The 23832-nt window shown below is 42.3% G+C and carries 20 protein-coding genes; 8 read left to right on the top strand and 12 right to left on the bottom strand.

Features of this window, described 5'->3' with window-relative positions:
- Window positions 1-237: 237 nt before the first annotated feature.
- Window positions 238-1380, top strand: a complete 1143-nt coding sequence (locus B4G94_RS24295; RefSeq protein WP_286862608.1) for a cysteine desulfurase family protein — start codon at window positions 238-240, stop codon at window positions 1378-1380.
- On the opposite strand, the gene moaCB is transcribed toward B4G94_RS24295, so the two are convergent.
- The 8 genes from moaCB to B4G94_RS24255 form a co-directional block, all read right to left on the bottom strand.
- The gene (gene moaCB, locus B4G94_RS24290) at window positions 1377-2285 is read right to left on the bottom strand and encodes a bifunctional molybdenum cofactor biosynthesis protein MoaC/MoaB (protein ID WP_286862607.1); all 909 of its coding nucleotides are present in this window, start codon (window positions 2283-2285) and stop codon (window positions 1377-1379) included. The genes B4G94_RS24295 and moaCB overlap by 4 nt on opposite strands.
- Before the next feature lies 1 nt (window position 2286).
- Complete coding sequence (locus tag B4G94_RS24285; protein WP_286862606.1) at window positions 2287-2727, bottom strand: molybdenum cofactor biosynthesis protein MoaE; 441 nt, start codon at window positions 2725-2727, stop codon at window positions 2287-2289.
- Window positions 2720-3826: a HesA/MoeB/ThiF family protein gene (locus tag B4G94_RS24280; protein WP_286862604.1), complete on the bottom strand. Its 1107-nt coding sequence runs from the start codon at window positions 3824-3826 to the stop codon at window positions 2720-2722. The genes B4G94_RS24285 and B4G94_RS24280 overlap by 8 nt, the downstream gene beginning before the upstream one ends.
- Window positions 3827-3829: 3 nt before the next feature.
- Window positions 3830-4057, bottom strand: a complete 228-nt coding sequence (locus B4G94_RS24275) for a MoaD/ThiS family protein (protein WP_286862602.1) — start codon at window positions 4055-4057, stop codon at window positions 3830-3832.
- A gap of 131 nt (window positions 4058-4188) precedes the next feature.
- The gene (locus tag B4G94_RS24270; RefSeq protein ID WP_286862601.1) at window positions 4189-4923 is read right to left on the bottom strand and encodes a sulfite exporter TauE/SafE family protein; all 735 of its coding nucleotides are present in this window, start codon (window positions 4921-4923) and stop codon (window positions 4189-4191) included.
- 7 nt (window positions 4924-4930) lie between these two features.
- Window positions 4931-6700, bottom strand: a complete 1770-nt coding sequence (glp, locus tag B4G94_RS24265; protein ID WP_286862599.1) for a gephyrin-like molybdotransferase Glp — start codon at window positions 6698-6700, stop codon at window positions 4931-4933.
- Window positions 6697-7677, bottom strand: coding sequence for a GTP 3',8-cyclase MoaA (moaA, locus tag B4G94_RS24260; RefSeq protein ID WP_286862597.1), 981 nt, complete (start codon window positions 7675-7677; stop codon window positions 6697-6699). The genes glp and moaA overlap by 4 nt, the downstream gene beginning before the upstream one ends.
- A 5-nt stretch (window positions 7678-7682) precedes the next feature.
- Window positions 7683-8813 carry an XdhC family protein gene (locus B4G94_RS24255; RefSeq protein WP_286862594.1) on the bottom strand — a complete coding sequence of 377 codons (1131 nt, stop codon included), beginning with the start codon at window positions 8811-8813 and terminating at the stop codon, window positions 7683-7685.
- A gap of 262 nt (window positions 8814-9075) precedes the next feature.
- Between B4G94_RS24255 and B4G94_RS24250 the strand changes: the two genes are divergently transcribed.
- Genes B4G94_RS24250 through B4G94_RS24240 form a run of 3 tightly spaced genes read left to right on the top strand, consistent with a single transcriptional unit; the run spans window position 9076 to window position 12240 of the window.
- Window positions 9076-9546 (top strand): (2Fe-2S)-binding protein, encoded by a 471-nt coding sequence (locus tag B4G94_RS24250; RefSeq protein WP_108632686.1) that lies wholly within the window; start codon window positions 9076-9078, stop codon window positions 9544-9546.
- Between the two features lie 24 nt (window positions 9547-9570).
- Complete coding sequence (locus tag B4G94_RS24245) at window positions 9571-11862, top strand: xanthine dehydrogenase family protein molybdopterin-binding subunit (protein ID WP_108632685.1); 2292 nt, start codon at window positions 9571-9573, stop codon at window positions 11860-11862.
- A gap of 27 nt (window positions 11863-11889) precedes the next feature.
- Window positions 11890-12240 carry a DUF7009 family protein gene (locus B4G94_RS24240; protein WP_108632684.1) on the top strand — a complete coding sequence of 117 codons (351 nt, stop codon included), beginning with the start codon at window positions 11890-11892 and terminating at the stop codon, window positions 12238-12240.
- 172 nt (window positions 12241-12412) lie between these two features.
- On the opposite strand, the gene B4G94_RS24235 is transcribed toward B4G94_RS24240, so the two are convergent.
- From B4G94_RS24235 to B4G94_RS24220, 4 genes are all read right to left on the bottom strand, one after another.
- Window positions 12413-13096 (bottom strand): NTP transferase domain-containing protein, encoded by a 684-nt coding sequence (locus tag B4G94_RS24235; RefSeq protein WP_286862592.1) that lies wholly within the window; start codon window positions 13094-13096, stop codon window positions 12413-12415.
- Window positions 13097-13352: 256 nt separating this feature from the next.
- Entirely contained in the window at window positions 13353-14807 is a 1455-nt protein-coding gene (locus tag B4G94_RS24230) for a rubredoxin (RefSeq protein ID WP_286862590.1), read from the bottom strand.
- Window positions 14808-14811: 4 nt separating this feature from the next.
- On the bottom strand, window positions 14812-18333 hold the full coding sequence (locus tag B4G94_RS24225) for a nitrate reductase (RefSeq protein WP_286862587.1): 3522 nt from the start codon (window positions 18331-18333) through the stop codon (window positions 14812-14814).
- An 18-nt stretch (window positions 18334-18351) separates the two neighbouring features.
- Complete coding sequence (locus tag B4G94_RS24220; protein WP_108632680.1) at window positions 18352-19656, bottom strand: MFS transporter; 1305 nt, start codon at window positions 19654-19656, stop codon at window positions 18352-18354.
- An 828-nt stretch (window positions 19657-20484) separates the two neighbouring features.
- On the opposite strand from B4G94_RS24220, the gene B4G94_RS24215 reads away from it, so the two are divergent.
- Genes B4G94_RS24215 through B4G94_RS24200 form a run of 4 tightly spaced genes read left to right on the top strand, consistent with a single transcriptional unit; the run spans window position 20485 to window position 23793 of the window.
- Window positions 20485-21660 carry an MFS transporter gene (locus tag B4G94_RS24215; protein ID WP_286862583.1) on the top strand — a complete coding sequence of 392 codons (1176 nt, stop codon included), beginning with the start codon at window positions 20485-20487 and terminating at the stop codon, window positions 21658-21660.
- A gap of 12 nt (window positions 21661-21672) precedes the next feature.
- On the top strand, window positions 21673-22347 hold the full coding sequence (gene ribB, locus B4G94_RS24210) for a 3,4-dihydroxy-2-butanone-4-phosphate synthase (protein ID WP_165306017.1): 675 nt from the start codon (window positions 21673-21675) through the stop codon (window positions 22345-22347).
- 12 nt (window positions 22348-22359) lie between these two features.
- Window positions 22360-23154, top strand: coding sequence for a siderophore-interacting protein (locus B4G94_RS24205; RefSeq protein WP_286862581.1), 795 nt, complete (start codon window positions 22360-22362; stop codon window positions 23152-23154).
- Window positions 23155-23190: 36 nt separating this feature from the next.
- On the top strand, window positions 23191-23793 hold the full coding sequence (locus tag B4G94_RS24200) for a Crp/Fnr family transcriptional regulator (protein ID WP_241254945.1): 603 nt from the start codon (window positions 23191-23193) through the stop codon (window positions 23791-23793).
- Window positions 23794-23832: the final 39 nt, after the last annotated feature.

Here is a 23832-nt window from a genome sequence, read left to right as displayed (position 1 = left end):
TTTTACGGAGAATGGTCTCTTTTTGGTCTGGTATTTACATTGCCGGTAACTATTGTAAGTTTTGGATACCGCTATGCCGAAGCAGATCTACTTTGCCCAATATTTATCATTCAGGTGATTATGTTTGCGCTTACTTTTTTTATCCTGAGTCCTTTATTGAAGGTAAAAACGAACTAAAATAGCTATTGAAAATGAGAACGAAAAACTTTTGATAGAAAGATACTATAGGATAATTAAATGGACAATATAAACTCAAACTTTATCTATCTCGACTACAATGCGACCACCCCGGTAGATGAGCGTGTTTTGAATGAGATGCTTCCATTTTTTAGGACGGGATATGCTAATCCAAGTGGTTCGCATCTATTTAGTTTAACCATACAGGATGCCATAGACCAGGCGAGCGAAAACATTGCTGATAGACTGAGTACACTGCCCCAAAATATCATTTTTACTTCGGGTGCGACTGAATCAATTAACTTGGTCCTAAAGGGACTCCAATTTTCGCCAAAAAAACATATTGTCAGCATTTCCACAGAGCACAAAGCTGTTTTGGAAAGCTGCACTTTTATGGAGCGATTGGGATTTGAAGTTTCCTTTCTAAAGGTAGATCATCAAGGTATGCTCGATCTCAGATTGCTTAAAGAAAGCATTCGCGAGGATACGCTGTTGATTTGTACCATGCTCGTGAATAATGAAACGGGTATTATCTTACCGATAAAACAGATCTGTGAAATAGCGCATCAAAGCCATGCACTTGTTTTATGTGATGCAACACAGGCAGTTGGGAAAATGAATATAAGTCTTCAGCATCTAGATGTGGATTTTATGGCTTTTTCAGCACACAAATTTTACGGACCGAAAGGGATAGGGGGGCTGTATATCGCCAGTCGGGTTAAAGAGCAGGTGATACCTCAAATCCATGGAGGCGGACAACAACAAGGCTGGCGTAGCGGCACTGTCAATACCACCGGCATCATTGGGATGGCTGCAGCTTTGCGAATTGCGCTGGAAGACTTAGAAGTAGATCAACACCATATAAAACAGCTTCGAGATCACATCGAGAGCGAACTCCTCACTATTCCAGATACATTCATAAATGGAAGTACGTCCCATCGGTTATTCAACACGACAAACATCTGCTTTAAAGGTGTACTGTCAGACCAGCTGATTACGCGATTGGGTACAATTTCGGTATCCAGTGGTTCGGCCTGTTCTGCGGTGACCTCAAGACCCTCACATGTGCTCAAGGCTATGGGGCTGTCAGATTTGGATGCCTTATCATCCATTCGATTTAGTCTGGGCCGATTTACGCGTGAAGCGGAAATCAGCCAGACCATTATGCGGGTCAAACAGCTTATCGAAAAGCTGAGGACTTAATGTCCAACGTTTGCTCTCACTTGAAAGACATGCAACACCTGTGGAAATAATGCGCTTACACTTTCGCGTACACCGTTAGGTGACCCCGGCAGGGTAAGCACCAACATGCGATCAACAAATCCTGAAATACCTCTGGACAACATAGCCGTTTTAACACGCTGCTGTCCGTATTGTCTTGCTGTTTCCATAATTCCGGGAATATTTTTGGTAATATATGGCATCACAGCATCTGGTGTAATATCTCGATCCGAGAGTCCTGTACCACCCGTGAAGACCAGAATATCTATGCCGGCTTGTCCATAGTGTTCCAGACGTTCTTGTATCGCATTCGTTTCGTCAGCAATTACCGCATAGGCAATATCGTGTAAGCCTTGTTGCTCCAAAAGATCGCAAAGGAGCCTGCCTGAGATATCTTCTTTATCTCCTCGAGCTACCGAATCGCTACAAACTACGACTGCAGCTTTAAGATCCGTGATCCAAGGTTGGGAATCATTGCTCTTCCCCCCTCGTTTCTCAAGTAATCGGATACCACCAATCTCCACCTGTTTGTCTATGGGTTTTAGCATATCATAAATAACAAGAGCTGCAACAGATGCTCCGTGCATGGCTTCAACCTCAACACCAGTCTTATAGACCGTATGTACTTCAACCTCAATATGAATTTGCAAGTCCGATAGGGTATACCGGATAGCTGCATATTCTACTGGTAAAGGGTGACAATCTGGAATCATATCGCCAGTTTTCTTGATTGCGAGTAATGCGGAGGCACGTGCAAATTCAAATATGTCGCCTTTCGGAACCTGTCGTTGTTCAATAAGCTTGATGGTATTTTCAGAAGAAACAAGTACCGTGGCCATTGCTGTTGCTTTCCTTAAAGTCGCACTTTTATGTGTAATATCAACCATATTATTTATTAATTTTCCATTGATGCGTATCGTCTTCAAATAGTTCTTTCCCCCAGATGGGCATTTCCTTTTTTATACGTTCAACAAGTTCGTCACAAGCATCCATCGCTACGCGTCTATGTGCTGAAGATGTGAATACAAAGAAACAAATTTCGCCAACCCGTACTTCACCTTCACTATGATAAACATGCATACAGGCTAATGGATACTTATCAAATACCGCTTCGCGAATCTCTGCCATTTTAAGCAGGGCCAGTTCTCGATTTGTCGTATAATCGATGGATTTTACAGCCTTTCCATCGATCTGATCTGCTCTAATCTGTCCAAGAAAGATACTATGTGCACCTATTTTAGGTTTATTGTGATGCTGTGAGATAGCTTCAGCAACCAAAGTGGCCGGAATGGGTCCTTGAAAAAATATGTCGTTTTTTTGTTTAGTCATTTATATAGTTTTCTAAGGCAATCATGCCGCCGTCCAAATGGAATATTTGTTGTCCGGCATCCGCCTGCTCATAAAAATACCGGGCAGCTATCAGGCTTCGTTTTCCGCTCTGACAGATAAAAATAACACGTGTACTATCTATTTTTTTGATTTGTGCTGATAATGTAGAAAGCGGAATGGATAGATGTGGATGTGACAGGCGCGGAAGTTCATTTGGATCGCGCACATCGACAAGGACAACATCTTCTGCAGACCACATTTCAACGAACTCTTTTACATCTATCGCCTGTATTAGTTGGCTCTCCGATGCACAGTATTGTTCATAATTAAACGTACTCAACTCAGCTAAAGTTTGTGGGTAAACAGTTTCTGCGGATGCCGTTAAGGGTATTTCAAAGATAAAGCTGCTATTATCAAGCATATTGACCGTCATTAATTTATTAATCAAAGCGATACCAATACCGGTTAACAACTTGATGGCTTCGGTTGCTTGTAATATTCCGATCATACCGGGCAATACACCCAATACCCCTGCTACATTACAATCGGGAGCTTCCAAGGGTGTTGGAGCTGTAGGAAACAAATGCCGATAGTTTGTCTTGATTCCTTCTTTATCGGCCACATTGAATACAGCTACTTGTCCCTCATATTGGTAGATTGCAGCAAAAATCAATGGTTTATCTAATAAGCGGCAAGCATCGCAAAGTAGATATCGCGCAGCAAAATTATCTGTACAATCCATGATCAGGTCGTACGAACGGATCAAGTCGGCGACATTATTTGAATACAATTGTTCTACCCAATAGCGGATCTCAATTTCAGGATTCTGCTGCCTGAGCTTATTAGCCGCTACCTCAGCTTTAGCTCGACCGATGTCGTTGGTATCATACAGAACCTGGCGGTGCAGGTTGCTCAATCCGACATGATCATGGTCTATGATACCAAGTGTTCCAACCCCTGCCGCTGCCAGATATTGGAGTACAGGGCAACCTAGTCCTCCGGCACCAACGACGAGTACGCGGGCAGCTTGCAGCTTTTGTTGGCCTAATTCACCAAAACCCGGGAGGATATAATGCCTCGAATACCGTTCATTTCGCATCGCTTATCCTCCTGAATAGGGTGGCATTAAGGCAACGATATCATTTTCTTGAAATGTCACTGGTGTCTTAACAATGGTATTGTTCACGGCTATCAATAGGCTACGCTGTGCTAATTCAGCATGGTCGTGCGTTAATGTTGCCAATAACTCTGTCGTATCGTTGGCTGTTATATAAAACTCCTTTGCCAATATATCTGTCAAGGAGCCAAAGGTCTTTACTTGAACTTTCATATTTTAATTCATTTTTTTTAAATTTTCACCTCTTTCATTCAGCTTTGCCCCATCCCACAATCGAAAGACGTGTTATCTATGCTTATTTTATCCAATTCGGAGAAATAGAGTCATATTGTTTTTTAAATTTATTAAGCCGAGGTAAATAGCAATTTATAGGCTGCAACAAACAGTACTGTGGCAAGTACGTATTTTAAAGCATCCTGTTTTAGTTTTTTCGATCCGAGATAGGCTCCTAACAGGCTACCAAGGAATGCAACTGCAATATACCCCCACATATGGGCATTGAACGATACACCTTTTGTCAGCATACCCCCAAGTCCCGACAATGAATTTACGAAAATAAATGCAGCACTGATAGCTGCAGTTTGTTTTTGATCTGTCCATTTAAGCAGGATCAGAAAAGGGGAGAGGATAATTCCACCGCCAATACCAATCATGCCTGAAAGTAGTCCTACAATGCCACCAATTGCCAGTGCACCATAACTGTTGTACGGTTTGAGCTCATCTTCGGCTGGACTTCTGAAAAAGAAAAAACGAAAAATCGGAAAGAGTAGCAGTAGCCCCAGCAACCTCTTGTACAAATGATCTTCCAAGGTAATCATACCGCCTATAAATGCCATGGGAACAGAGGTGATGGCTACCATCAAAAACAAATTTCGTTTGAAATAATGACCCCTGTAATATTGTATAAAGGATGTTAAAGAAACAAAGAGGTTAAGTACCAGTGCTGTAGGTTTCATCTCCTGCGGTGCGATCCCATAGATTGCCATCAATGCTAAATAGCCACTTGCACCACCGTGCCCTACTGATGCGTAAAGAAAAGCCAGAATAAAAAGGAAAAAATAAAAAAGCTCAAATTGCATGGCGCGATTACGTTAAAAGATGGATAAAAACTTCGTCTCCAGCAGCACAACCATTGCTCTCCTCCTCGAGAATCAGCAGGCAATTGGCCTGTGCGTAGGATTGGAGGCGATAAGACTCTTGCGCGTGTAAAGGTTCAACAGTAAGTCCGTCGTATCGTGCCTTAAGGAAATGAGTTAAACCTGGCTTTTTACTATAAGCATGTGTTGTATGGGTTTTGATGGAACGTGTTCGCTCCAGAAGTTGCATGATACGCTCTAATGCAGGAGCGACGTAGAGGTAAAAACAGGTTAGGGCAGAGGACGGATTGCCGGGTAGCCCAAACACCAGCTTTTCATTTTGTGTGCCAAAAAAGAGGGGTTTTCCCGGTTTTTGTCGGATACGATGAAAACGCTGTTTAATACCGCAGTCCTTAGCCACATCCACCACGTAATCGTAGTCACCTACGCTGACACCGCCAACTAAAAGAACAATATCAGCTTCATCCAATGCATTCTCCAAAGCTGCCCGAAGTTGGCTTCTGTCATCCGGTACATGCCGACTTTCGACATGCAGTATGCCTAGCTGCTGCAGTGCGGCTTTTAGCTGATAGGAGTTAGATTCGTAAACTTCCCCATATCCAAGTATTGTACCAATAGGTTTCAGTTCATCTCCGGTTAAAATAAGTTGTATCCGCGGTGGCGCAGTAACAAGAACATCCCTGCATCCGATGCCTGCGAGATAGCCAATAGCCGCCGGGGTCAATGCTGTTCCTGTGAGCATGGCGATACTGTCTGCCAGAACTTCTGACCCTGTAGGGCGTACATTGTCCCCCAACTGGAGGGTTTCATCGCTAATCCGGATTGTATTTGCGTCACTCAAAACTACTTTTTCCTGCATCACTACCGTATCTGCTCCTCGAGGCAACGGAGCTCCAGTATAAATGCGCATCGCCTGTCCCTCTTTCAATATTTTTTCAACCGTGGTACCTGCGGGAATTTTGTCTACGACAGGAAGTCCACGATCTTTGTCGCTATATCGAATAGCGTAACCATCCATCGATGACTGCGGAAAAGCAGGGATTGACTGCTCGGCAACAACGGTTTGGGCCAGCGTGTAGCCCAACGCTTCCGCTAAGGGAAGCCGTATTTGTTTTGGATTAGGCAGATGATGATGGATAATATCTTTGGCCTGCTGAACACTGATAAACTGATGAGGTAGATTGAAATAATCTTCTTGCGTATCGATATCATACTTTGCGGGCTCATAAGAGAATATGGCCCGATCGTCGGAAAATTGTTCGGCGACTTTTTTAGCCCCCTGTTGTCCCTCCAGGCGCATCAGATGTTCAAAGTATTTTTTGTCAAAAAGTACCGGGGCTCCCCATATTCCGGAAAAACCGGTTGCTACAATACCTTTATCAGTACTATTTGCCAATTGAATAAGTTGCTGAAAGACATGGCGGTCAACAAAAGGTTGATCACATAGACTGATTATACAACGGTCTAGATTGGGATGATGTTTTAGCAGATCGCTTAAGCCCACAACAATAGAGGTAGACATCCCTGTTGTCCAATGCGGATTGATTGCCACAGAGACATTACTTTCCTTCAATGCCGTATTGATTGGGTCAGGATAAGCACCTATCACGACAGACACCTTAACATCGGGTATTGCAAGAGCCTCCCTGCTGATACGTTTCAATAAAGTCTCACCCTCAAATTCGAGCAGTTGCTTAGGTAGGCCGAGCCGCGAAGAATTTCCGGCCGCCAATATCACTATACCTGTTTGCTTTGTCATCCGCCAATGGTTATCATACTTCGATTCTTGAGAAAATCGGTGTCAATATGTTCAAAATCTGTTGTTAATTGTCCCCCCAATTCTTTTGCTTTGGCGCTAATCGTAGCTCGGATCAATGGAAGCACTTCTTCGCCGGTCCGTAATGCTTTCAATAGATCGGTTTCACTTGAAGAAAATAGGCAATTTTTAAGTTTCCCGTCCGCTGTAAGCCGTATCCGGTTACATCCTGCACAAAAAGGGGCGGTCATTGTACTTATAATAGCAATACGCCCAGTATGTCCTACAATCGAAAATGCTTTAGCGGTATCGTGTGGACCTGCAGTGATCGGTTCTATGGGATAGCTCCGCTTGATAGTCGCTAAAATGTCGGCCTGTGTATATACTTGGTTGCTGGTCCATTTGTTACCACTGAATGGCATAAACTCGATAAAACGGATTTCTATTGGCTTCATCGCTGTCCATGCAACAAAATCTAAAATCTCATCGTCATTAACGCCTTTCATGACCACCATATTGATCTTGGTATGGATTCCATGTTCAAGCAAAAGGTCTATATTGGCACGCACACGGTCAAAATAATCTCTTCGGGTGATCTGAAAAAATCTTCCGGGTTGCAAGGTGTCCAGACTGATATTGATGCTTTTGAATTTTGCGTCTACAATCTGAGACAACATGTCGTTGATACGGATTCCGTTGGTGGTCATATGGAGTTCAACCGGAAGTTTGGACAGACAGGCTATAATATTGGCTGCATCCTTGCGGACCAATGGTTCCCCCCCTGTTAAGCGTATTTTGCTGATTCCTTGATCGACAAACAATCGAGCTAATTGCTCAATTTCATCCACCTGCATCAATTTGTCATTCGGTGTAAAGCTGTACTCTTCCTCCGGCATGCAATAGAAACAACGGAGGTTGCAATTATCGGTAAGCGATATTCTCAGGTAGTTGTGTATCCGTCCAAATGTATCCGTTAGCATGATCTCTAAATTATTGTAGGGTATTCAGTATGTATTTTCGTTTTGAGGAACTTTAATGAAGTTGCTGGCCTACTGTTCAGCACAGCTTTAATCTCTGCAACGATTGCTATGGCGATCTCTTCGGAAGTTTCAGCACCGATATCGAGTCCTACTGGGCCGTAGATAATGCTTCGTTGACTTTCAGTAATGGTTATACCGGCCTCTTGCATATCGTCGAACATACGTAGTAATTTGATCTTCGGGCCCAATGAGCCAATGTAACGTGTCGACGTGTGCATCAAATCTTTAAGGAGTGTGAGATCGTAAGCATAGTTATGTGTCATTAACACAAAAACAGTCCATGGGTCTATGCTTAGATTAGTCGCGATCTCATGTGCCGGAGATACAAGAAGCTGGGCGGCTTTTGGGAAGCGCGAGGCATTGACATGGCTGGCACGTCCATCGATCACCGTAATTTCCCAGCCGAGCACATGCGCCATCTCCACGAGAGGTTGTGCATCATTACCAGCACCGGCAATAACCAAGTGCACGGTAGGAACGAGGTATTCAATGAGCACTTCGCTGCTTTCCCCTTTCTCCTGAAAGGAAGTGAGGACCGATTTCCGTTCTTTTTTTGCGAATTGAATATGTGCATGCAGTGCCGAATAGTGAGAATCTACGGCAAAAACCTGCTCCGTCAAATCTTTAATAAGTAAACGGGTTCCTTTTTGTTCTCCCTGTTTGTCCGTAGAAAAGAATGTAATCAACAAGCTTTCTTCACGCTGTTGGAGCAAGTGCTGCAGTAACGCGATTGGATGATCCGTTCGTTGAAGGTCTACATATTCGAAAAGAATATGAACTATTCCGTTGCATCCAAGTTGTAATCCGATTGACGAACCTTCCTCAGTATTCGTATCATAACTCACCAGTCGATTTTTCTGTTGATGGATAGTTAAGAGAGCCTTTTTTAGGGCATCTCCTTCCAGACATCCGCCGCTGATGGCTCCCGTCATTTGCCCGTCTTCTGTTACCAGCATGCGGGCCCCGGGTCTTCGATAGGAGGAACCTTCAACCTTAACCACAGTGGCAAGCACCATCCTGATATTTTCGGAAGCAGCTACACCTGCAGCTAAAACAATGTCTTTAATCTCTTTCATGCAAATACGGGCAAGGCATTGAAACTCGGATATAATGATTAAATCAACAGCGATATGATACAATGCCGTTTATCAAATTTAGTGAATTACGCGTTAAAAAACACCAAAACTGTAATAATGGTAAAAACATCCGTGAAATGTATAATTATTTGATTAATTTAATTAACGATTTTGTATAACTGAATGCTAGTGTATAAGTGAGAGAGCTCATCCCATATGGACCGATAAATATCGCTTACATAAACAAGAAAAAATAACGATTATGGCAAAATATTCAATTTTAGTAAATGGCAAAAAGCACGAAATTGATGTGCTTGAGGATATGCCCTTGCTTTGGGTACTCCGTGATATCATTGGTCTTAAAGGGACCAAGTTTGGTTGTGGGAAAGCGCTATGTGGTGCCTGTACTGTACATCTCAACGATACTGCAATCCGATCCTGTTCATTTCCGGTCTCTGCGATCGGCGAGGGCAAAATTACAACAATCGAAGGGCTCTCGGAGGAGGGTGATCACCCTGTTCAGGAGGCATGGGAAAAATATGTCGTACCTCAGTGCGGCTATTGCCAGACCGGACAGATCATGAATGCAGCTGCTCTTTTGAAGAAAAATGCGAAACCTTCGGTAGCGGAGATCGAGCAAGCTATGCAGGGCAATCTCTGTCGCTGTGGCACATATAATAGAATCAAAGCAGCCATTTTAGAAGCAGCCGGTACACCAGTTACAAACGGTTAGGTATTGATCAAAAATATAAACAAGATGAAAATATTAGCTCCTTTTCAAAAAAGAAAAACCGACAAGGTCAATTCGGAGATTTTTACTGTTTCTAGACGCGACTTTTTAAAAGCTAGCGGCTTGCTTACTGGTGGCTTGGTTCTTGGTGTAAGCTTCTTTAGCTGTGATGACAAAGGTAAAAAAGTGGCCACTGTGGCTCCAAATGTGTATTTAACGATTGGTTCAGATGGTAAAGTCACCATTGTCGCACATCGTTCAGAGATGGGGCAAGGTATCCGCACCTCTCTTCCTCTAATTGTTGCCGATGAATTGGGGGCCGACTGGACTAAGGTGGAAATCATCCAGGCTGAAGGTGATGAAAAAAAATATGGTAACCAAAACACGGACGGTTCCTTTTCAGTACGGATGTTCTATAAACCTATGCGGGAAGCCGGTGCTATAGCGCGATTACTCCTTATTCGTGCTGCAGCCAAAGAATGGAACGTTGGTGTAGACCAATTGGACACCAAAAATGGACAGGTCATCCAACGGGAATCCGGCAAGAAAAAAGATTTTGGAGACCTGGTGGAAACTGCAAAAACCCTTCCTATTCCGAAAGCTAGCGAAGTTAAACTAAAAGACAGACAGCAATTCAATATGATCGGCAAAGAAACACCGATCATTGATCTACACAATATTGTAACTGGGAAAGCTGTGTTTGGAATTGATGCTGTTGTCGAAGGGATGAAAATTGCGGTCATTAAGCGTTGCCCGGTGGTGGGAGGAAAAGTAAAAGCCGTAAACGACAGTAAAGCCCTGGCTGTCCCTGGCGTTCTCAAGGTGATTACGATCAAAGGTGCCGGACTGCCAGCCACCTTATCCAAGCCATTGAGTGGGGTAGCTATCATCGCTGAAAATACCTGGGCCGCCATAAAAGCCCGCGACTTGCTGGAGGTAGAATGGGAAATGGGACCCAATGCCGGCTACGATTCAGCCAGGCAAATCGAAGAACTTAAGCAGGTGGTGGCACAGGAGGGAACGCTCCGACGTAAGCGTGGCGATTTCAATGCCGCAAAAGCGAATGCAAAAAAAATTATTGAACACACTTACATCGCACCTTACCTGGCGCATGCCACCATTGAACCGCCTTGTGCTTTGGCTGTCGTGAAAAACGGAAGTTGCGAAGTGTGGGCCTGTACACAAAATCCGCAGGGAGCACGGGATGCGGTAGCCACCGAACTGGGGATTGCAGTGGACAAGGTGAAAATGAACGTAACCCTCTTGGGCGGCGGTTTTGGTAGAAAGTCAAAGCCTGATTTTATCTTGGAGGCAGCAATATTAGCCAAAGAATCTGGTCTACCGATCAAGGTGCAGTGGACGCGTGAGGATGATATCCGTCATGACTACTACCATGCCATGAGCGTACAGCGTATTGTCGCTACTATCGACAATCAAAATAAATTGAGCGGCTGGGCCCATCATATTGCCAATCCATCTATCTCTGCAACAGAGGATTTATCGGTGGTACAACCCAGTGATGGCGAATTAATGTTGGGAGCCTCGGATTTCCCTTACAATGTTCCAGCGATCAATATTGCTACGCATGATGCGAAAGCCCATCTGCGGATTGGCTGGTTGAGGTCTGTGCGCAATATTCCACAGGTTTTTGCCGCTGCGACAATGCTCGACGAAATTGCTGAAGCAAGAGGTATTGATGCTGTTTCGAATGCCCTGGAGCTACTCGGTGAAGACCGCCACATTACCTTTGAGCAGGAACTGATCAAGACAAGCTATCCCAATTATGGAGAGAAGATCGAAGATTACCCTTGGGATACAGCACGCATGAAAAAGGTGATCGAGCGGGTAGCCAAGCTTTCCGGGTGGGGGAAATCCATGCCAGCAGGGAGTGCACTGGGCTTTGCTGCACATAAAAGCTTCTTAACTTACGTTGCCTGCGTGGTGGAGGTAAATGTGGATCAGAACAAGAAAATCAGTATTCCCAATGTTTACTATGTGGTCGACTGTGGGCTGGCTGTCAATGTGGACCGTATCAAATCTCAATTTGAAGGTGGTGCACAATTTTCGGCAAGTCTGGCACTCAAAAGCACGATCACGGTAAAAGATGGTCAGGTAGAGCAGGGTAATTTTGACGGTTATCAGATCATTCGAATGCCTGATTCCCCGAAACAGATCCATGTGGATATTATCGATAGCGACGCAAAACCGACCGGAGTAGGAGAGCCTCCAGTACCGCCATTTACACCTGCACTCTGTAATGCGATTTATGCTGCAACAGGGAAGCGGATCTACACCTTGCCAATTGATCTAAGTAGTTAAAAAAGAATTTGAACAAAAAATATAAAAATGAAAATAAGGATTAAAGATAATTCCGTTAGACTACGATTGACCATGTCTGAAATCAATAAACTGGGCAATGTTGGGGAGGTTGACTGTCGAACTGAATTTATCAACCAGCCCTTTGTATATCGTATTGTGCAAACGGATACTGCACAAATCATTGCCTCTTTTGTTGAAAATGAAATTGTGATCGGATTACCTACCAATATGATAAAGGAATTGGTGGACACAGAAAGAATAGGTTTCGAAGGTCAGTCAGGACCAGTTAAAATACTCGTCGAAAAGGATTTTGCTTGCCTCGACAATACCATGGAGGATCAGAGTGACAACTTTCCGAATCCAAATCTCAAATGCTGAGCATATCGAAAATACATTGACATATTTTCCGGAGACGAATGGATTTGTTTCGATCAACAATGTAGTAAAAGAAAGCAATATGCCGGCGTCTAAATATGTGAAGATCAAAATTAAAAAAACACAATCCTGAGGTATACAAAAAGGTAGACAAAATGCTTCACTGTGATGCACTTCAGCGGCTTTGACCTTTGTTGGTTATCATTGCCGCTGCAATTTTGGCTTCAGCAGGTGTATTTACGTTGGTAAGTATTTGCAGATCGGGCACTTGAACGCACAATGCATGATGTTCTATCAGAACCCGGCGTGGAGATAATCTATTTTGCGCAAACATTTGCTGGATTATGGGCAAACTATCGGGTTCCCAAATTGCAAACAATGGCTCGGGCAAATTGTCCTTTGAGCTTGTAAATGCAGTGGCAATCCTTCGAGGATCACGTTTTTGGACTAAGTAATCGACTGCTTCTGGCCCCAATAGGGGTAAATCACAAGCGACGACAAGCCATGCTTGCTCTGACTGAAATTCAAGAGCGGTCAAAATACCGCCCATAGGACCTATATCTTTATAACGATCAGAAAGCCATGCGTAGTTTGACGCCGTCTTTTTACCGTAGTCTATTTCATCTAACTGTTCTGGACGACAAGAAATGTATACGTCTTTACAATAATTCTGTAATAAATCAGCTAAATAATACACTTGTTCTTTACCGTGCCAATTGATCTTTTCTTTTGGACTCCCCATACGTCGACTTCTGCCGCCGATAAGCACCAGGCCATTTAAAGGACATGCTCTATTATCATTAGGAACTATCATTACTGTTTTTAATGGATCAATCTTATTGAAGTTACATATTTTCACCGCAAATTTGAAACGCTTCCATCAACGAGGCGCTTAATGATTTTGTTAAACTTGATGGCGTGAAATCCGTAGCATCATCTTCTAAAGTTTACGGTGTATCGATTGATCGGCGATGTGTAAACGTTCGTCAGGAAGACAATGTGCCTTTACTGGACGAGGATGACCATTTACACGCGATGTTTCCACAGAGAATCGGCAACCTTTTCTCAAACAATATCTAGAAGAAAATATATCAAAACGGAAAGTCTAATCAGTACTATTTTATCAATTTGCTGAAAGTTAACTTTTCGTTTTCACAAATACTACAGCAATATGTCGCAGGCAGATCTTCAAATGAGGTCCCTGCGGCGATATCCTGTGTACTGTCCCCCCAAATGGGGTCGTAGATTGTCTGACAGGCTGGGCATTGATAGGTAATACTGATTAGATCAGATTTTTCCGTGGTAGCCGGAATAGGGATATTAGAAAATTCACGAACTGCTTCTCGACTTTGAAGCTGGTAGAAATCTTCACACAGCGCCAAAATTACACCCATGAGCTCTCCGCGCTCCACACGTTTACGGTAAGTGACAAAGTCTCTTGAATTGGGGTTAAAATCGTGCGTATGTTCAACTTGGAACCAGGATTTATTATCGCTGGAGTCAATGAAACGCAAAATTACAGAGCCCCAAATCCCGCTCTTGGGATGCATTTTAATTCCAAAACACAGTTTGTAGGTACGAATGTCCAACCAGTTCAGATGGTGCACCAATTCCTGCTTAAGGGCTAATGCTGTGGGATCAAAATCTTCCGTCATCCAATTGAGCTCATTGAGGGCGTGACGCAAGTTAATCCGATGTCGATCCAATACAACATCCCAGGATGGTCTTGTACTGATTTGAATATCTTTGATAATGATCGACTTCCATGGTGTAGTATAGAGTTGGCCAATCCTGTGTTGCATACAGAGGGTGCATATATCGCGTAGAAAAGTGATTGGGAAAGTTTCAGAGCGCCGATATACCCCTAGCCAAAGCCTATCTTGATAAGAATTAAATCCTTCATAATAAGGGAGTTTGAATGCGGTTTCCGGAAAGGGTTGCCCAATGGGCTGAAAAAGAAATCTTCCTGAGGCAGCAGCTAATCCCTCCAATTTTTGACCAAGTTGTTGTCCTTCATTTGCTGTTGTAATCATTGTTTCAATCATCATCGGTTCCAAAAACTGACTGAGTCCAGCAATATCGTCAGTATTTACTAAAGTTGACCAGGAATGAAATAATGTGCTTTTTGGAAATCGAAGCTGCAGATGCCAATAATTACTAAGTTCGGAAGTGATGAAATTTAGATTTCCAGTATAGTAGGGTACAAGAGATTGAGTAGAATCCACAATATTCACTTTTAACCTCGGGTTGAAATCAAAACTATCCAGCACATCCTTATATACCCCTTCACGTATCCATGAACTCTGATTGAAAAGCCCGTCTGAGACGTAAGAACTCACAATATTTGGATATACCTCCTGACAAATTTCATAAGCAAACTCCTGATTGAGCAATGTGTACTCCAATTCTTCAAGTTGTACATCATTTATCCTAAAATACATTTGCTGCCTACTACCGAATTTAACCTCCGTTATACCCGCTTCTTCCAGAGGGATCAATAGGTTGGTAAGTTCTCCTGGGGAGATTGCACCACCCGAGAGGTTAATCTTAACGAACTGTTCGTTTTTCATTGTTTTACTTTGCATAGGATTTTACCTCCTGATCCTTTTCTATTCTATAGTTTTCCAGAATGCGCTTAACCTCGGGTTTACAAGATCCACAACCCGTCCCGGCTCCAGTTAATGTACATAACTCCTGGAGATCGATACATCCATCGCTCATACGTCGCTGTAGGTTTCCTTCTCCAACCTGACTGCATGAACATACCAAACGGCCAATGACATCTTCTTTTGCGGCACCACTTCGTAGCAACTGTAGACGTTTCTCGCTTAATTCAATCTTGTTTGCTATCAGGTTTTTAAATTCGAGAAATTCATTTTTGTCTCCAATTAAAATGGCACCGACAAGTCTATCCTGATAGATAATACATTTTTTATAATAACGTTTAGCCTTGTCGATAAAGATAATCTCTTCATAGTCTTCATTTGGTGCTTCCGTCAAACCAATGCTACAGAGGTCAAAACCTTGTATTTTGATAATATTCATAAATAGGCTTCCCTTGTAATGACTACTGATATCACCTTGATGGTAATGCGCTACAATAGCTGCCTGTTCTTCGGCCGCTGCAGTAATACCATAGAGTGTTCCCTCAAATTCGGCAATCTCACCAATAGCATAGATTGTGGGGTCGCTGGTTTGCATATGATGATCCACAACCACGCCGCGCTGGCATATGAGATTAGCCTCTTTAGCCAACTCAATATTGGGGGTAGTGCCAATTGCCAGGATAACAGCATCGCATTTTATCTGTCGCCCGCTTTTTAATTCGATCTTTGTCAGCTTATTGCGGCCACAGTATAGCTGAACTTCATCATTGTAGAATATATCACAACCGAGATCTACCATTTGTTCATGAAGCAATTGGCTTCCCAGAGAATCAAGCTGCCGGTTCAGAAAACGCGAAACGCGTTGCACAATGGTGATTTTCGTTCCATTCTCGCGGAGTGAAGCTGCCATTTCAAGCCCCAATAGACCTCCTCCCACAATAACGACATGCGCCTGTTCGGGAAGGTACCGTTTCAAAAGATCAGCATCTGTACGACGGCGCATTGTAAAAATACCGGGCAATTGCGGTACATGCTTTGGTAGACTGGGACGGCTGCCTGTCGCAAGAATCAAGACATCATACTGTGTCTTGATTCCCCGGGAATCCCAGACGCACTTATTGTCTCGGTCAATCGTGTTAACCTGCACACCACGTATATGTTGTATATCCAGTAAGGGCTCCTCGGCATCTTTCATCTTGACCAATTGCTCCCATTGAAGCTCTCCGCTCACATAATGTGGCAACATAACACGATTGTAGAAGGGCAGATCTTCATTGCTAAAAATGACAATTTCATCGGTCTTGTTTAACTCCCGAAAGGAGCGAACAAAGCCATGTGCTCCAGCACCAGCACCAATAATAACAATACGTTCTTTCTTCTTCACATGTGCTTCAACACGTACAGCACAAAATTTAAAGTCGGGCTCCTTGGAAATAGGATCCACTAAATCGTTGGTCAGGTTATTGGCTCTATGAAGATCAGATCCCAATAGCTTGCCCCAATGCATGGGCAGAAAAACCACTCCGGGCTTAATCGTCTTACTAACCCGTGTCCTGACACGAACTTCTCCTCGTATGGAATAAACATTTGCCAATTGTCCATCAGCCAGGTTCAGCGTTGCTGCATCGTTTGGGTGAATTTCCAAAAATGCAGCCTGAATATGCTGATTAAGCTTACTTACCTTACCTGTTTTCGACATTGTATGCCATTGGTCACGGACCCGTCCTGTTGTCAAGATAAATGGAAAATTTTGATCAGGCAGTTCGCTGTGATGCTGATCAGGAGGGCTATGTAATTGTGCACGACCGCTCGGTGTAAGGAATTTTTTATCCTGAAAAAGACGTGTTGTTCCTTGTTTCTTTTTCAAATCAAAAGGCCATTGTACGGTTTTCAGGCTGTCAATAAGTGTATAATCTAAGCCAGAAATGTCAATACTTGTCCCGGAGGTTAACTGGGCATGTTCTTTATAGATATCCTCAGGTGTAGGATATGAAAATCCTTTAAAACCCATTTTCTGTGCAAATCGTGAAAAGATTTCTGCATCCGGAAGAGCTTCGCCCGGGGGAGGGATAGCCTTGTGCAGGTGACTGATCCTGCGTTCTGAATTCGTCATTGTGCCTTCTTTTTCAGCCCATCCAGCAGCGGGAAGAATAATATCCGCAAAGTCCAGGGTCTGGGGCTTATTGGATATCTCCTGAACGATGACGAATTTAGCCATTTGCAATGCTTTTTCCACAAGCCGTGCGTTGGGAAGGCTGGTGAGGGGATTGGTGCAAAGAATCCAAATTGCTTTCAATCGTCCATCGGCTAATGCTTCGAACATTTCAGTAGCTGTTAGCCCCGGTTTGCCGCTCACAATAGTTCCCGACCAGAACTGTTGAAGTTCATCGCGATGTTTTTTATTATCCATATCACGGTGAGCGGGCAGGAGATTGGCCAGTCCGCCAACTTCTCTGCCACCCATGGCATTGGGCTGCCCGGTTAGTGAAAAAGGACCGCTTCCTGGTTTTCCGATTTTCCCTGTGATCAGGTTGAGGTCAATTAGGCTCAGGTTTTTGTTAACGCCTACCACACTCTGATTCAGGCCCATTGTCCACAAACTCAAAAAGCCTTTAGATTCGCCAATATAGCTGGCTGCACGTTCAATGTCCTCCGCTGGGACACCGCATATTATAGCAGATTCCAATAAAGAGCGTTCGAACACCCGCTCTTTGTACGCTTCATACCCTTCGGTATGATCGTTTATAAAATCAAGGTCTATATCTCCCTGTTCTATAAGCAATCTTCCTAGCGCATAATTGAGCACAATGTCCGTTCCCGGATTAATCTGTAAATGCAGATCAGCCAATGCACAGGTATCCGTAATACGAGGGTCTACAACGATAATTTTGGTTTCTGGATTTTTAGCTTTGTGCGCCTCAATACGTCGCCAAAGGATCGGATGGCACCAGGCGGGATTGGCTCCTGCGACCAGAAAGCAATCAGCAAGCTCGATATCATCGTAACATATCGGCACGCTATCTTCTCCCAGCGATTTTTTGTAAGCAGCAACAGCACTGCTCATACAAAGACGAGAGTTGGTATCAATATTATTTGTGCCAATAAATCCCTTGACCAGTTTGTTGAGGATATAATACTCCTCCGTAAGGCATTGTCCGGAAGCATAAAATGCCACTGCGTCAGGACCATATTTTGCAATCAATGTACGAAAGACGGCTTCAGCACGATCTAACGCCTCATCCCATGAAACACGTTGAAGCGGACTGGATCTGTGATGGCGCATCTGCGGATAGAGGAGTCTGTCTGAACGATCGTTGACTGTATATTGCAAGTTCATGCCTTTACTACATAATTTGCCTTGGTTGACAGGATGTTCGGTATCACCGGTCACTGAAATCAGCTGGTTTTTCTCGACCGAAATCTTCACCCCGCAACCCACACCACAGTAGCAGCAGGTACTTTTATACACACTGTTCGACTCTTTATTCATAGTGAAAGGATACTAATTTTACACTTCTAATGATACATTCTGAACAACAGTTTCAGTTCGGGGATGAAAGCGTACGAAGAGGACAGTGAAACCTATAACAAAAACACCGATACCAATGTACTGAAAGGCATCAGCATAACTGAGCGTTTCAGATTTGAAAAGAAATCCGACTAACATGGCTCCTATATTCCCTCCGGCACCGACGATTCCACTCACACTGCCAATGTTATCCTTGTTAATGAATGGAACGATACCATACGTACAGCCGTTCGCCATCTTAAGGAAGAGCGCAAAGAGCAACATCGTAATTATAGCAAGAAGTAAGGTATTGGAAGTGGCGAACAGGCTGATGCCAATTCCTTCCAGAAGCAACAGTATGCCCAAAATCAAGCCTTTGCCTTTAATACCGTAACTTCGCCCTACTTTATCACTTACAATTCCGCCAAGTGCGCGGGCGAAAAGGTTCATGCCGCCGAAGATACTGGCCAGAGCTCCAGCCAGGATAATTCCTGTATCAAAACGATCCATGAAGAATGTTGCAGCGACGTTGTCTACGGTGATCTCTATTCCAAAACAAGCTGCATAGGCGAGTGTGAGGATCCAAACGCGATAGTCCTTTAATGCGAGCAAAAAAGAACCATTTTTCTTTTTGTTTGTTGCCTGACCTGCGGACAGTTTGTTGAAATTACCTTGTGGTGTGTCTTGTGTGTATTTATAATAGATATATGCCATAATGAGTAGGATAGCACCCGGAACAACCATAGCGATCCGCCAAGAATCAGATTGACTAACGAAGCCCATGCCAACGAACGCTGCGGCAATAAGCGGCATCACTAGGTTGGTGACCCCACCGCCAAGATTACCCCAGCCTCCGGTTACGGCATTTGCCGTGCCAATAATGTTGGGCGCAAACATCATTGACGTGTGAAATTGCGTGATCACAAAAGATGCGCCGATAATACCGATGAAAAAACGGAATAACAAAAATGACTCGTAACTATTGCTTAATCCGATAAGTAAAACAGGGATGGAGCCTGCAACTAAGAGGATGGTGTATGAAATTCGTGGCCCCAGTGTATCGCACATCTTCCCGACAAATAATCGCGCGATAATGGTTGCTGAAACAGATGCAATAATGATATTTCCGATTTCATTTTTAGTTAATCCGAGTTCCTCTCGCACCAGTGGCATAAGCGGGGCAACGCCAAACCAGCCAAAGAAACAAAAGAAAAAGGTGATCCATGTGATGTGAAAGGTACGCATCTGTACCCCCTTAAAAGAAAAGATACGGAGCTTGTTAAGAGGTTGATCTTGTAGGTTCATGATTTAATAAGTTTATGGGACGATGATTGAAATAATTATCTAAATTTTCATGTTGATTGTTTTTTATTTTTTTTTAGAATCAATTTTTGTTGAAATAAATCTCATAAAAATGTTTTTTATCTTATTTTCTATAAAAAAAACATGTTTTATTCTTTTTTATTTGTAATGAATAGCTTTAATTTTTAAAAAATCATTCACAATAAGAGTTTTTATGATTTTTATCATATTATTTTTAAATTATTTATATCAAATTTAATAATAATATTATATAAAACATGTTTTTAGAGGTTTTTATTTTTATTTCTTATGTTGTTTTGTGTTTTTTTTATGATGTTTTTGTTTTATTGTCTATGTATTTTTATTTTTATGTTTGTTTTATTGTTATTTTAAGTGGTAAGAACCTTGTTTTTCTTGTGAATCTTTTGTTTTTATTGTAAATATTGATGTTGAATAAGTTTTTTTAGTATTTTGTGTTAATTAAATCATCAATTTAATCTCATTAGTCATATTTCTGAATATTTTTTTTGCAATTGTGCTACTACATTTGTATCAATTGAATGCTCATGATCAAATACATGTTGGATAACTCTTTGACTGCTCCAAAAAATTTCTAGACTTTCTCCCCTGTAAGCCTAGCGGCTAGATCTGCAGGTCTCCTTTTGAACCGAACGGGGGCGGATTTGATAAAATACCATCAAATGATTGTTTATACTGTTTTTCATCTAATGCAATCTTTTTAAACTATTTTCCTTTTTTGACTCAAGTCAATGTTTACCCTTTCCGGCAATTGCATATTTGCACTTGAATTATTTTTTAAAACAAAATTTTATGAGTGTAACATTAGAAAAAGGGAAAACAATTAATTTTTATCAGGCTACCACACCGATTATTATAGCTGTATTTGGGGTGTACCTTACCATAGGGATTGCATTAGGTATACTTCCAAAGTTTGTGCAGAGCAATCTCGGTTACGACAGTATCATTGTCGGTCTCGTTATCGGTTTACAGTTTGTTTCAACCTTAATAACCCGGGCATATTCGGGTAAAATTACAGATACCCAAGGTGCGAAGAAAAGCAAAATGTCAGGTGTTGTTTTGGCTGTCATTGCCGGGGTTGTTTACGTTTTGGCTGTTTATTTTCAGGTTAACAGAGCTCTTGCTCTGGTATTACTACTTTTAGCGCGGATTATTCACGGTGTTGGGGAAAGTTTTTTAGTAACCGGTGCTTTAACTTGGGGTATCGGTTTGGTTGGTCATTCTAATTCCGGCAAAGTAATGACTTGGAATGGTATTGCAATGTATGCGGGTATCGCAATCGGAGCGCCACTAAGTATTTGGTTAGAAAGATCTTTCGCGGATTTACCGGCATTTTTGCTGATTATAGTATTGCCATTTGTGAGCTGGCTGGCCACGGCAAAACTTCCTGCAATCCCGATAGACAAAGACCATATCAGAACACCTTTTTACAAAGTAATCGGAGCAATATCTGGTCAGGGATTAAGTCTTGCATTTTCTTCTTTGGCATTTGGGTGTATTGCTTCATTTATCGCCTTGTTCTTTACTGAGAAAAACTGGGGAGATGCCTCTCCAGCATTTATGGTTTTTGGAGCGTGCTATGTACTGACGCGGATATTCTTTGCATCTTTTCCCGACAGATTTGGAGGTTACAAAATTGCATTAATATCCTTGTTTATAGAAGTTGTGGGGCAGGTATTCATCTGGACTTCTGTTTCCAAAACCGCTGCTATTATCGGATGCGGATTGACCGGTATCGGTTTTTCTTTGGTATTTCCAGCCTTGGGTGTATTAGCCATCAAAAAGGTGAAACCTCAAATGAGAGGAACGGCTCTTGGAGCTTATGTTGCATTTGTTGATTTATCGTTGGGTATTGCCGGTCCGATGGCGGGGCTGATAGCAGGATGGTTCAATTATCAGGCAGTATATTTATTCGGGGGTATAAGCTGTGTCTTGTCGATTATAATTTTAATGTTTAACAAAAAGTAAAAAAATCTAAGAATGAAAAACACCTTAGAAATATTCGGTGCAAACGCAAAAGAACGAGTTGAAAACGCTATAAAAGAATTGCAATTTGGCAAGGGCGTATTATTAATTGATGATGAAGATCGGGAAAATGAAGGCGACCTTATTTTTTCCGCCGAAAAAATGAATACAAAAGATATGGTACAGATGATTCGGCATTGTAGTGGTGTCGTATGCCTTTGCCTTACCAATGAAAAAGCAGATGAATTAGAGTTACCTTTTATGGTGAATGATAATTCCAGTCCGTTTCATACACCATTTACGGTTTCTATTGATGCGAAAAAAGGAACTACAACCGGCCTTTCTGCTTCCGACAGAATTGCAAGCATCAAGGCAGCATGCGCAGACAATGCCCAACCCGGCGATTTGGTACGTCCCGGACATATATTTCCGCTAAGATCCAGTGATAACGGTGTTTTGGCCAGAAACGGACATACTGAAGGGAGTATTGATTTGATGAAACTGGCTGGATTAAAACCGATCTCTGTCTTATGCGAATTAATGAATGATGATGGCACAATGTCACGCCTGCCAGAGATTATAGAATTCGCCGGTAAAAATAACTTGATGGTTTTATCTATTGAGGATATTATTGCGTACAGAAAATACCATACAGTGGAATTCCCACTGAAAACTGAGATGTTTTTATAAAACAAATGTGTAATGATAAATCAGACCAATACACGGAAAATACGCTCTGTATTTACCGTCAAAAGAAAAGAGTTCCTTACGCCGCACTTTATCCGCGTGGTGTTCGGAATTTCAGATGAACAAATGCCATTATTGTCCAATGTGCAGGAAGGTTCTAATAATAAAATTTTTATACCACCGGCGAATGTGGACATTATCTATTTTCTAGAAGGTGGTTCGCAAATAAAAACGGAATTTTCCGCTGTTACTAGAACCTATACCAACCGCAAAATCGATTTGAAAAACAAAGAATTGACGATTGATTTTGTAGCTCACGGGGAAAATGGCCCAGCTTCTGCCTGGGCAATCAATGCAAAAATAGGCGACCCTTTGGGAATCGGGATGAAAGAAAGCAAAAGAGCATTAGTTCCTAAAGCAGATGCTTATTTTTTTGTGGGTGATGCCACTGCTGTCCCTGTGATAACAGTAATTTTAGAACAGCTGCCTTGGCAAGTGTCAGCAAAGGCTATATTGGAAGTCCACAGCAAAGAAGATGAAATTTTGCTGTGTTCGGCTGCGAATGTTGAAGTGGAATGGTTGCATAACACCAATCCTGAAAACGGAAGTCATTTAGCAGAAAAGGCATTATTGAATAGTTTTTCAGATAATGAAAAAGATACTTACATTTATGTTGCTGCGGAATATAAAACGGTAAAAGAACTGCGTAACTATTTCCGAAAGGAAATGGAATGGAATCCGCATCTCATTTACACATGCAGTTATTGGAAAGCCGGAGCATCAGAAGATGAAATACCATCTGAACGATAAATTTTAAATCGAGGCAATATTACGTTTTATCAATTAATGGTAAATTTGACTGAGACTGATTTCAATGGAATGGAAGAACTTTTAATTTCCTATATCAAAAGCAAAATATCCGTAACAAATGAGGAATTAGCGACTATTCTTTCTTATTTCAAACCGATGAAAGCGAAGAAGAATGAGTTGCTTCTTACGCACGGACAATCCAGCCAACGGACGTTTTTCGTGGTAAAGGGCTGCGTGCGTATTTTCTTTATTAATGAAGAAGGACAGGATTCTACACGGTATTTTGCTTTTGAAAATCAGTTTGCCACTGCTTTAGTCAGTTTTATAACTTCGGAACCTTCCGAGGAATTTATTCAGGCAGTAGAAGATTCAGAAGTCTATTATATCACGCACAAAAATTTTTACCAACTTTTGGAGATTGTACCACAATGGGAAAAGTTTTACCGAATTTATCTTGAAATTGCTTACGTTAACAATACCAAACGACTGATGTCATTTCTTATTCAGGATGCATTGGAAAAATACCGTCAGTTATTGGACGAAAGTCCTATTATAGTGCGCCGGCTGTCCAACAAAATGGTAGCGTCTTATCTTAATATATCACAGGAAACACTCAGTCGGTTGAAATCTAAGCTTTGATTTTCATTTTTTGACTCAAGTCAATGTTTTAGGATACAG

It is taken from the genome of Sphingobacterium sp. UBA7625, assembly GCF_002484085.1.
In the GTDB taxonomy this organism is placed as follows: Bacteria; Bacteroidota; Bacteroidia; order Sphingobacteriales; family Sphingobacteriaceae; genus Sphingobacterium; species Sphingobacterium athyrii.
This window is presented reverse-complemented; position numbering and strand designations above follow the sequence as displayed.

Coding starts and splice junctions, on each gene's coding strand:
- B4G94_RS24245 (WP_108632685.1), top strand. CDS start 9,571: ATGAAAATATTAGCTCCTTTTCAAAAAAGAAAAACCGACAAGGTCAAT.
- B4G94_RS24250 (WP_108632686.1), top strand. CDS start 9,076: ATGGCAAAATATTCAATTTTAGTAAATGGCAAAAAGCACGAAATTGAT.
- glp (WP_286862599.1), bottom strand. CDS start 6,700: ATGACAAAGCAAACAGGTATAGTGATATTGGCGGCCGGAAATTCTTCG.
- B4G94_RS24275 (WP_286862602.1), bottom strand. CDS start 4,057: ATGAAAGTTCAAGTAAAGACCTTTGGCTCCTTGACAGATATATTGGCA.
- ribB (WP_165306017.1), top strand. CDS start 21,673: ATGAAAAACACCTTAGAAATATTCGGTGCAAACGCAAAAGAACGAGTT.
- B4G94_RS24205 (WP_286862581.1), top strand. CDS start 22,360: ATGATAAATCAGACCAATACACGGAAAATACGCTCTGTATTTACCGTC.
- B4G94_RS24220 (WP_108632680.1), bottom strand. CDS start 19,656: ATGAACCTACAAGATCAACCTCTTAACAAGCTCCGTATCTTTTCTTTT.
- moaA (WP_286862597.1), bottom strand. CDS start 7,677: ATGCTAACGGATACATTTGGACGGATACACAACTACCTGAGAATATCG.
- moaCB (WP_286862607.1), bottom strand. CDS start 2,285: ATGGTTGATATTACACATAAAAGTGCGACTTTAAGGAAAGCAACAGCA.
- B4G94_RS24215 (WP_286862583.1), top strand. CDS start 20,485: ATGAGTGTAACATTAGAAAAAGGGAAAACAATTAATTTTTATCAGGCT.
- B4G94_RS24200 (WP_241254945.1), top strand. CDS start 23,191: ATGGTAAATTTGACTGAGACTGATTTCAATGGAATGGAAGAACTTTTA.
- B4G94_RS24240 (WP_108632684.1), top strand. CDS start 11,890: ATGAAAATAAGGATTAAAGATAATTCCGTTAGACTACGATTGACCATG.
- B4G94_RS24270 (WP_286862601.1), bottom strand. CDS start 4,923: ATGCAATTTGAGCTTTTTTATTTTTTCCTTTTTATTCTGGCTTTTCTT.
- B4G94_RS24255 (WP_286862594.1), bottom strand. CDS start 8,813: ATGAAAGAGATTAAAGACATTGTTTTAGCTGCAGGTGTAGCTGCTTCC.
- B4G94_RS24295 (WP_286862608.1), top strand. CDS start 238: ATGGACAATATAAACTCAAACTTTATCTATCTCGACTACAATGCGACC.
- B4G94_RS24285 (WP_286862606.1), bottom strand. CDS start 2,727: ATGACTAAACAAAAAAACGACATATTTTTTCAAGGACCCATTCCGGCC.
- B4G94_RS24230 (WP_286862590.1), bottom strand. CDS start 14,807: ATGAAAAACGAACAGTTCGTTAAGATTAACCTCTCGGGTGGTGCAATC.
- B4G94_RS24280 (WP_286862604.1), bottom strand. CDS start 3,826: ATGCGAAATGAACGGTATTCGAGGCATTATATCCTCCCGGGTTTTGGT.
- B4G94_RS24225 (WP_286862587.1), bottom strand. CDS start 18,333: ATGAATAAAGAGTCGAACAGTGTGTATAAAAGTACCTGCTGCTACTGT.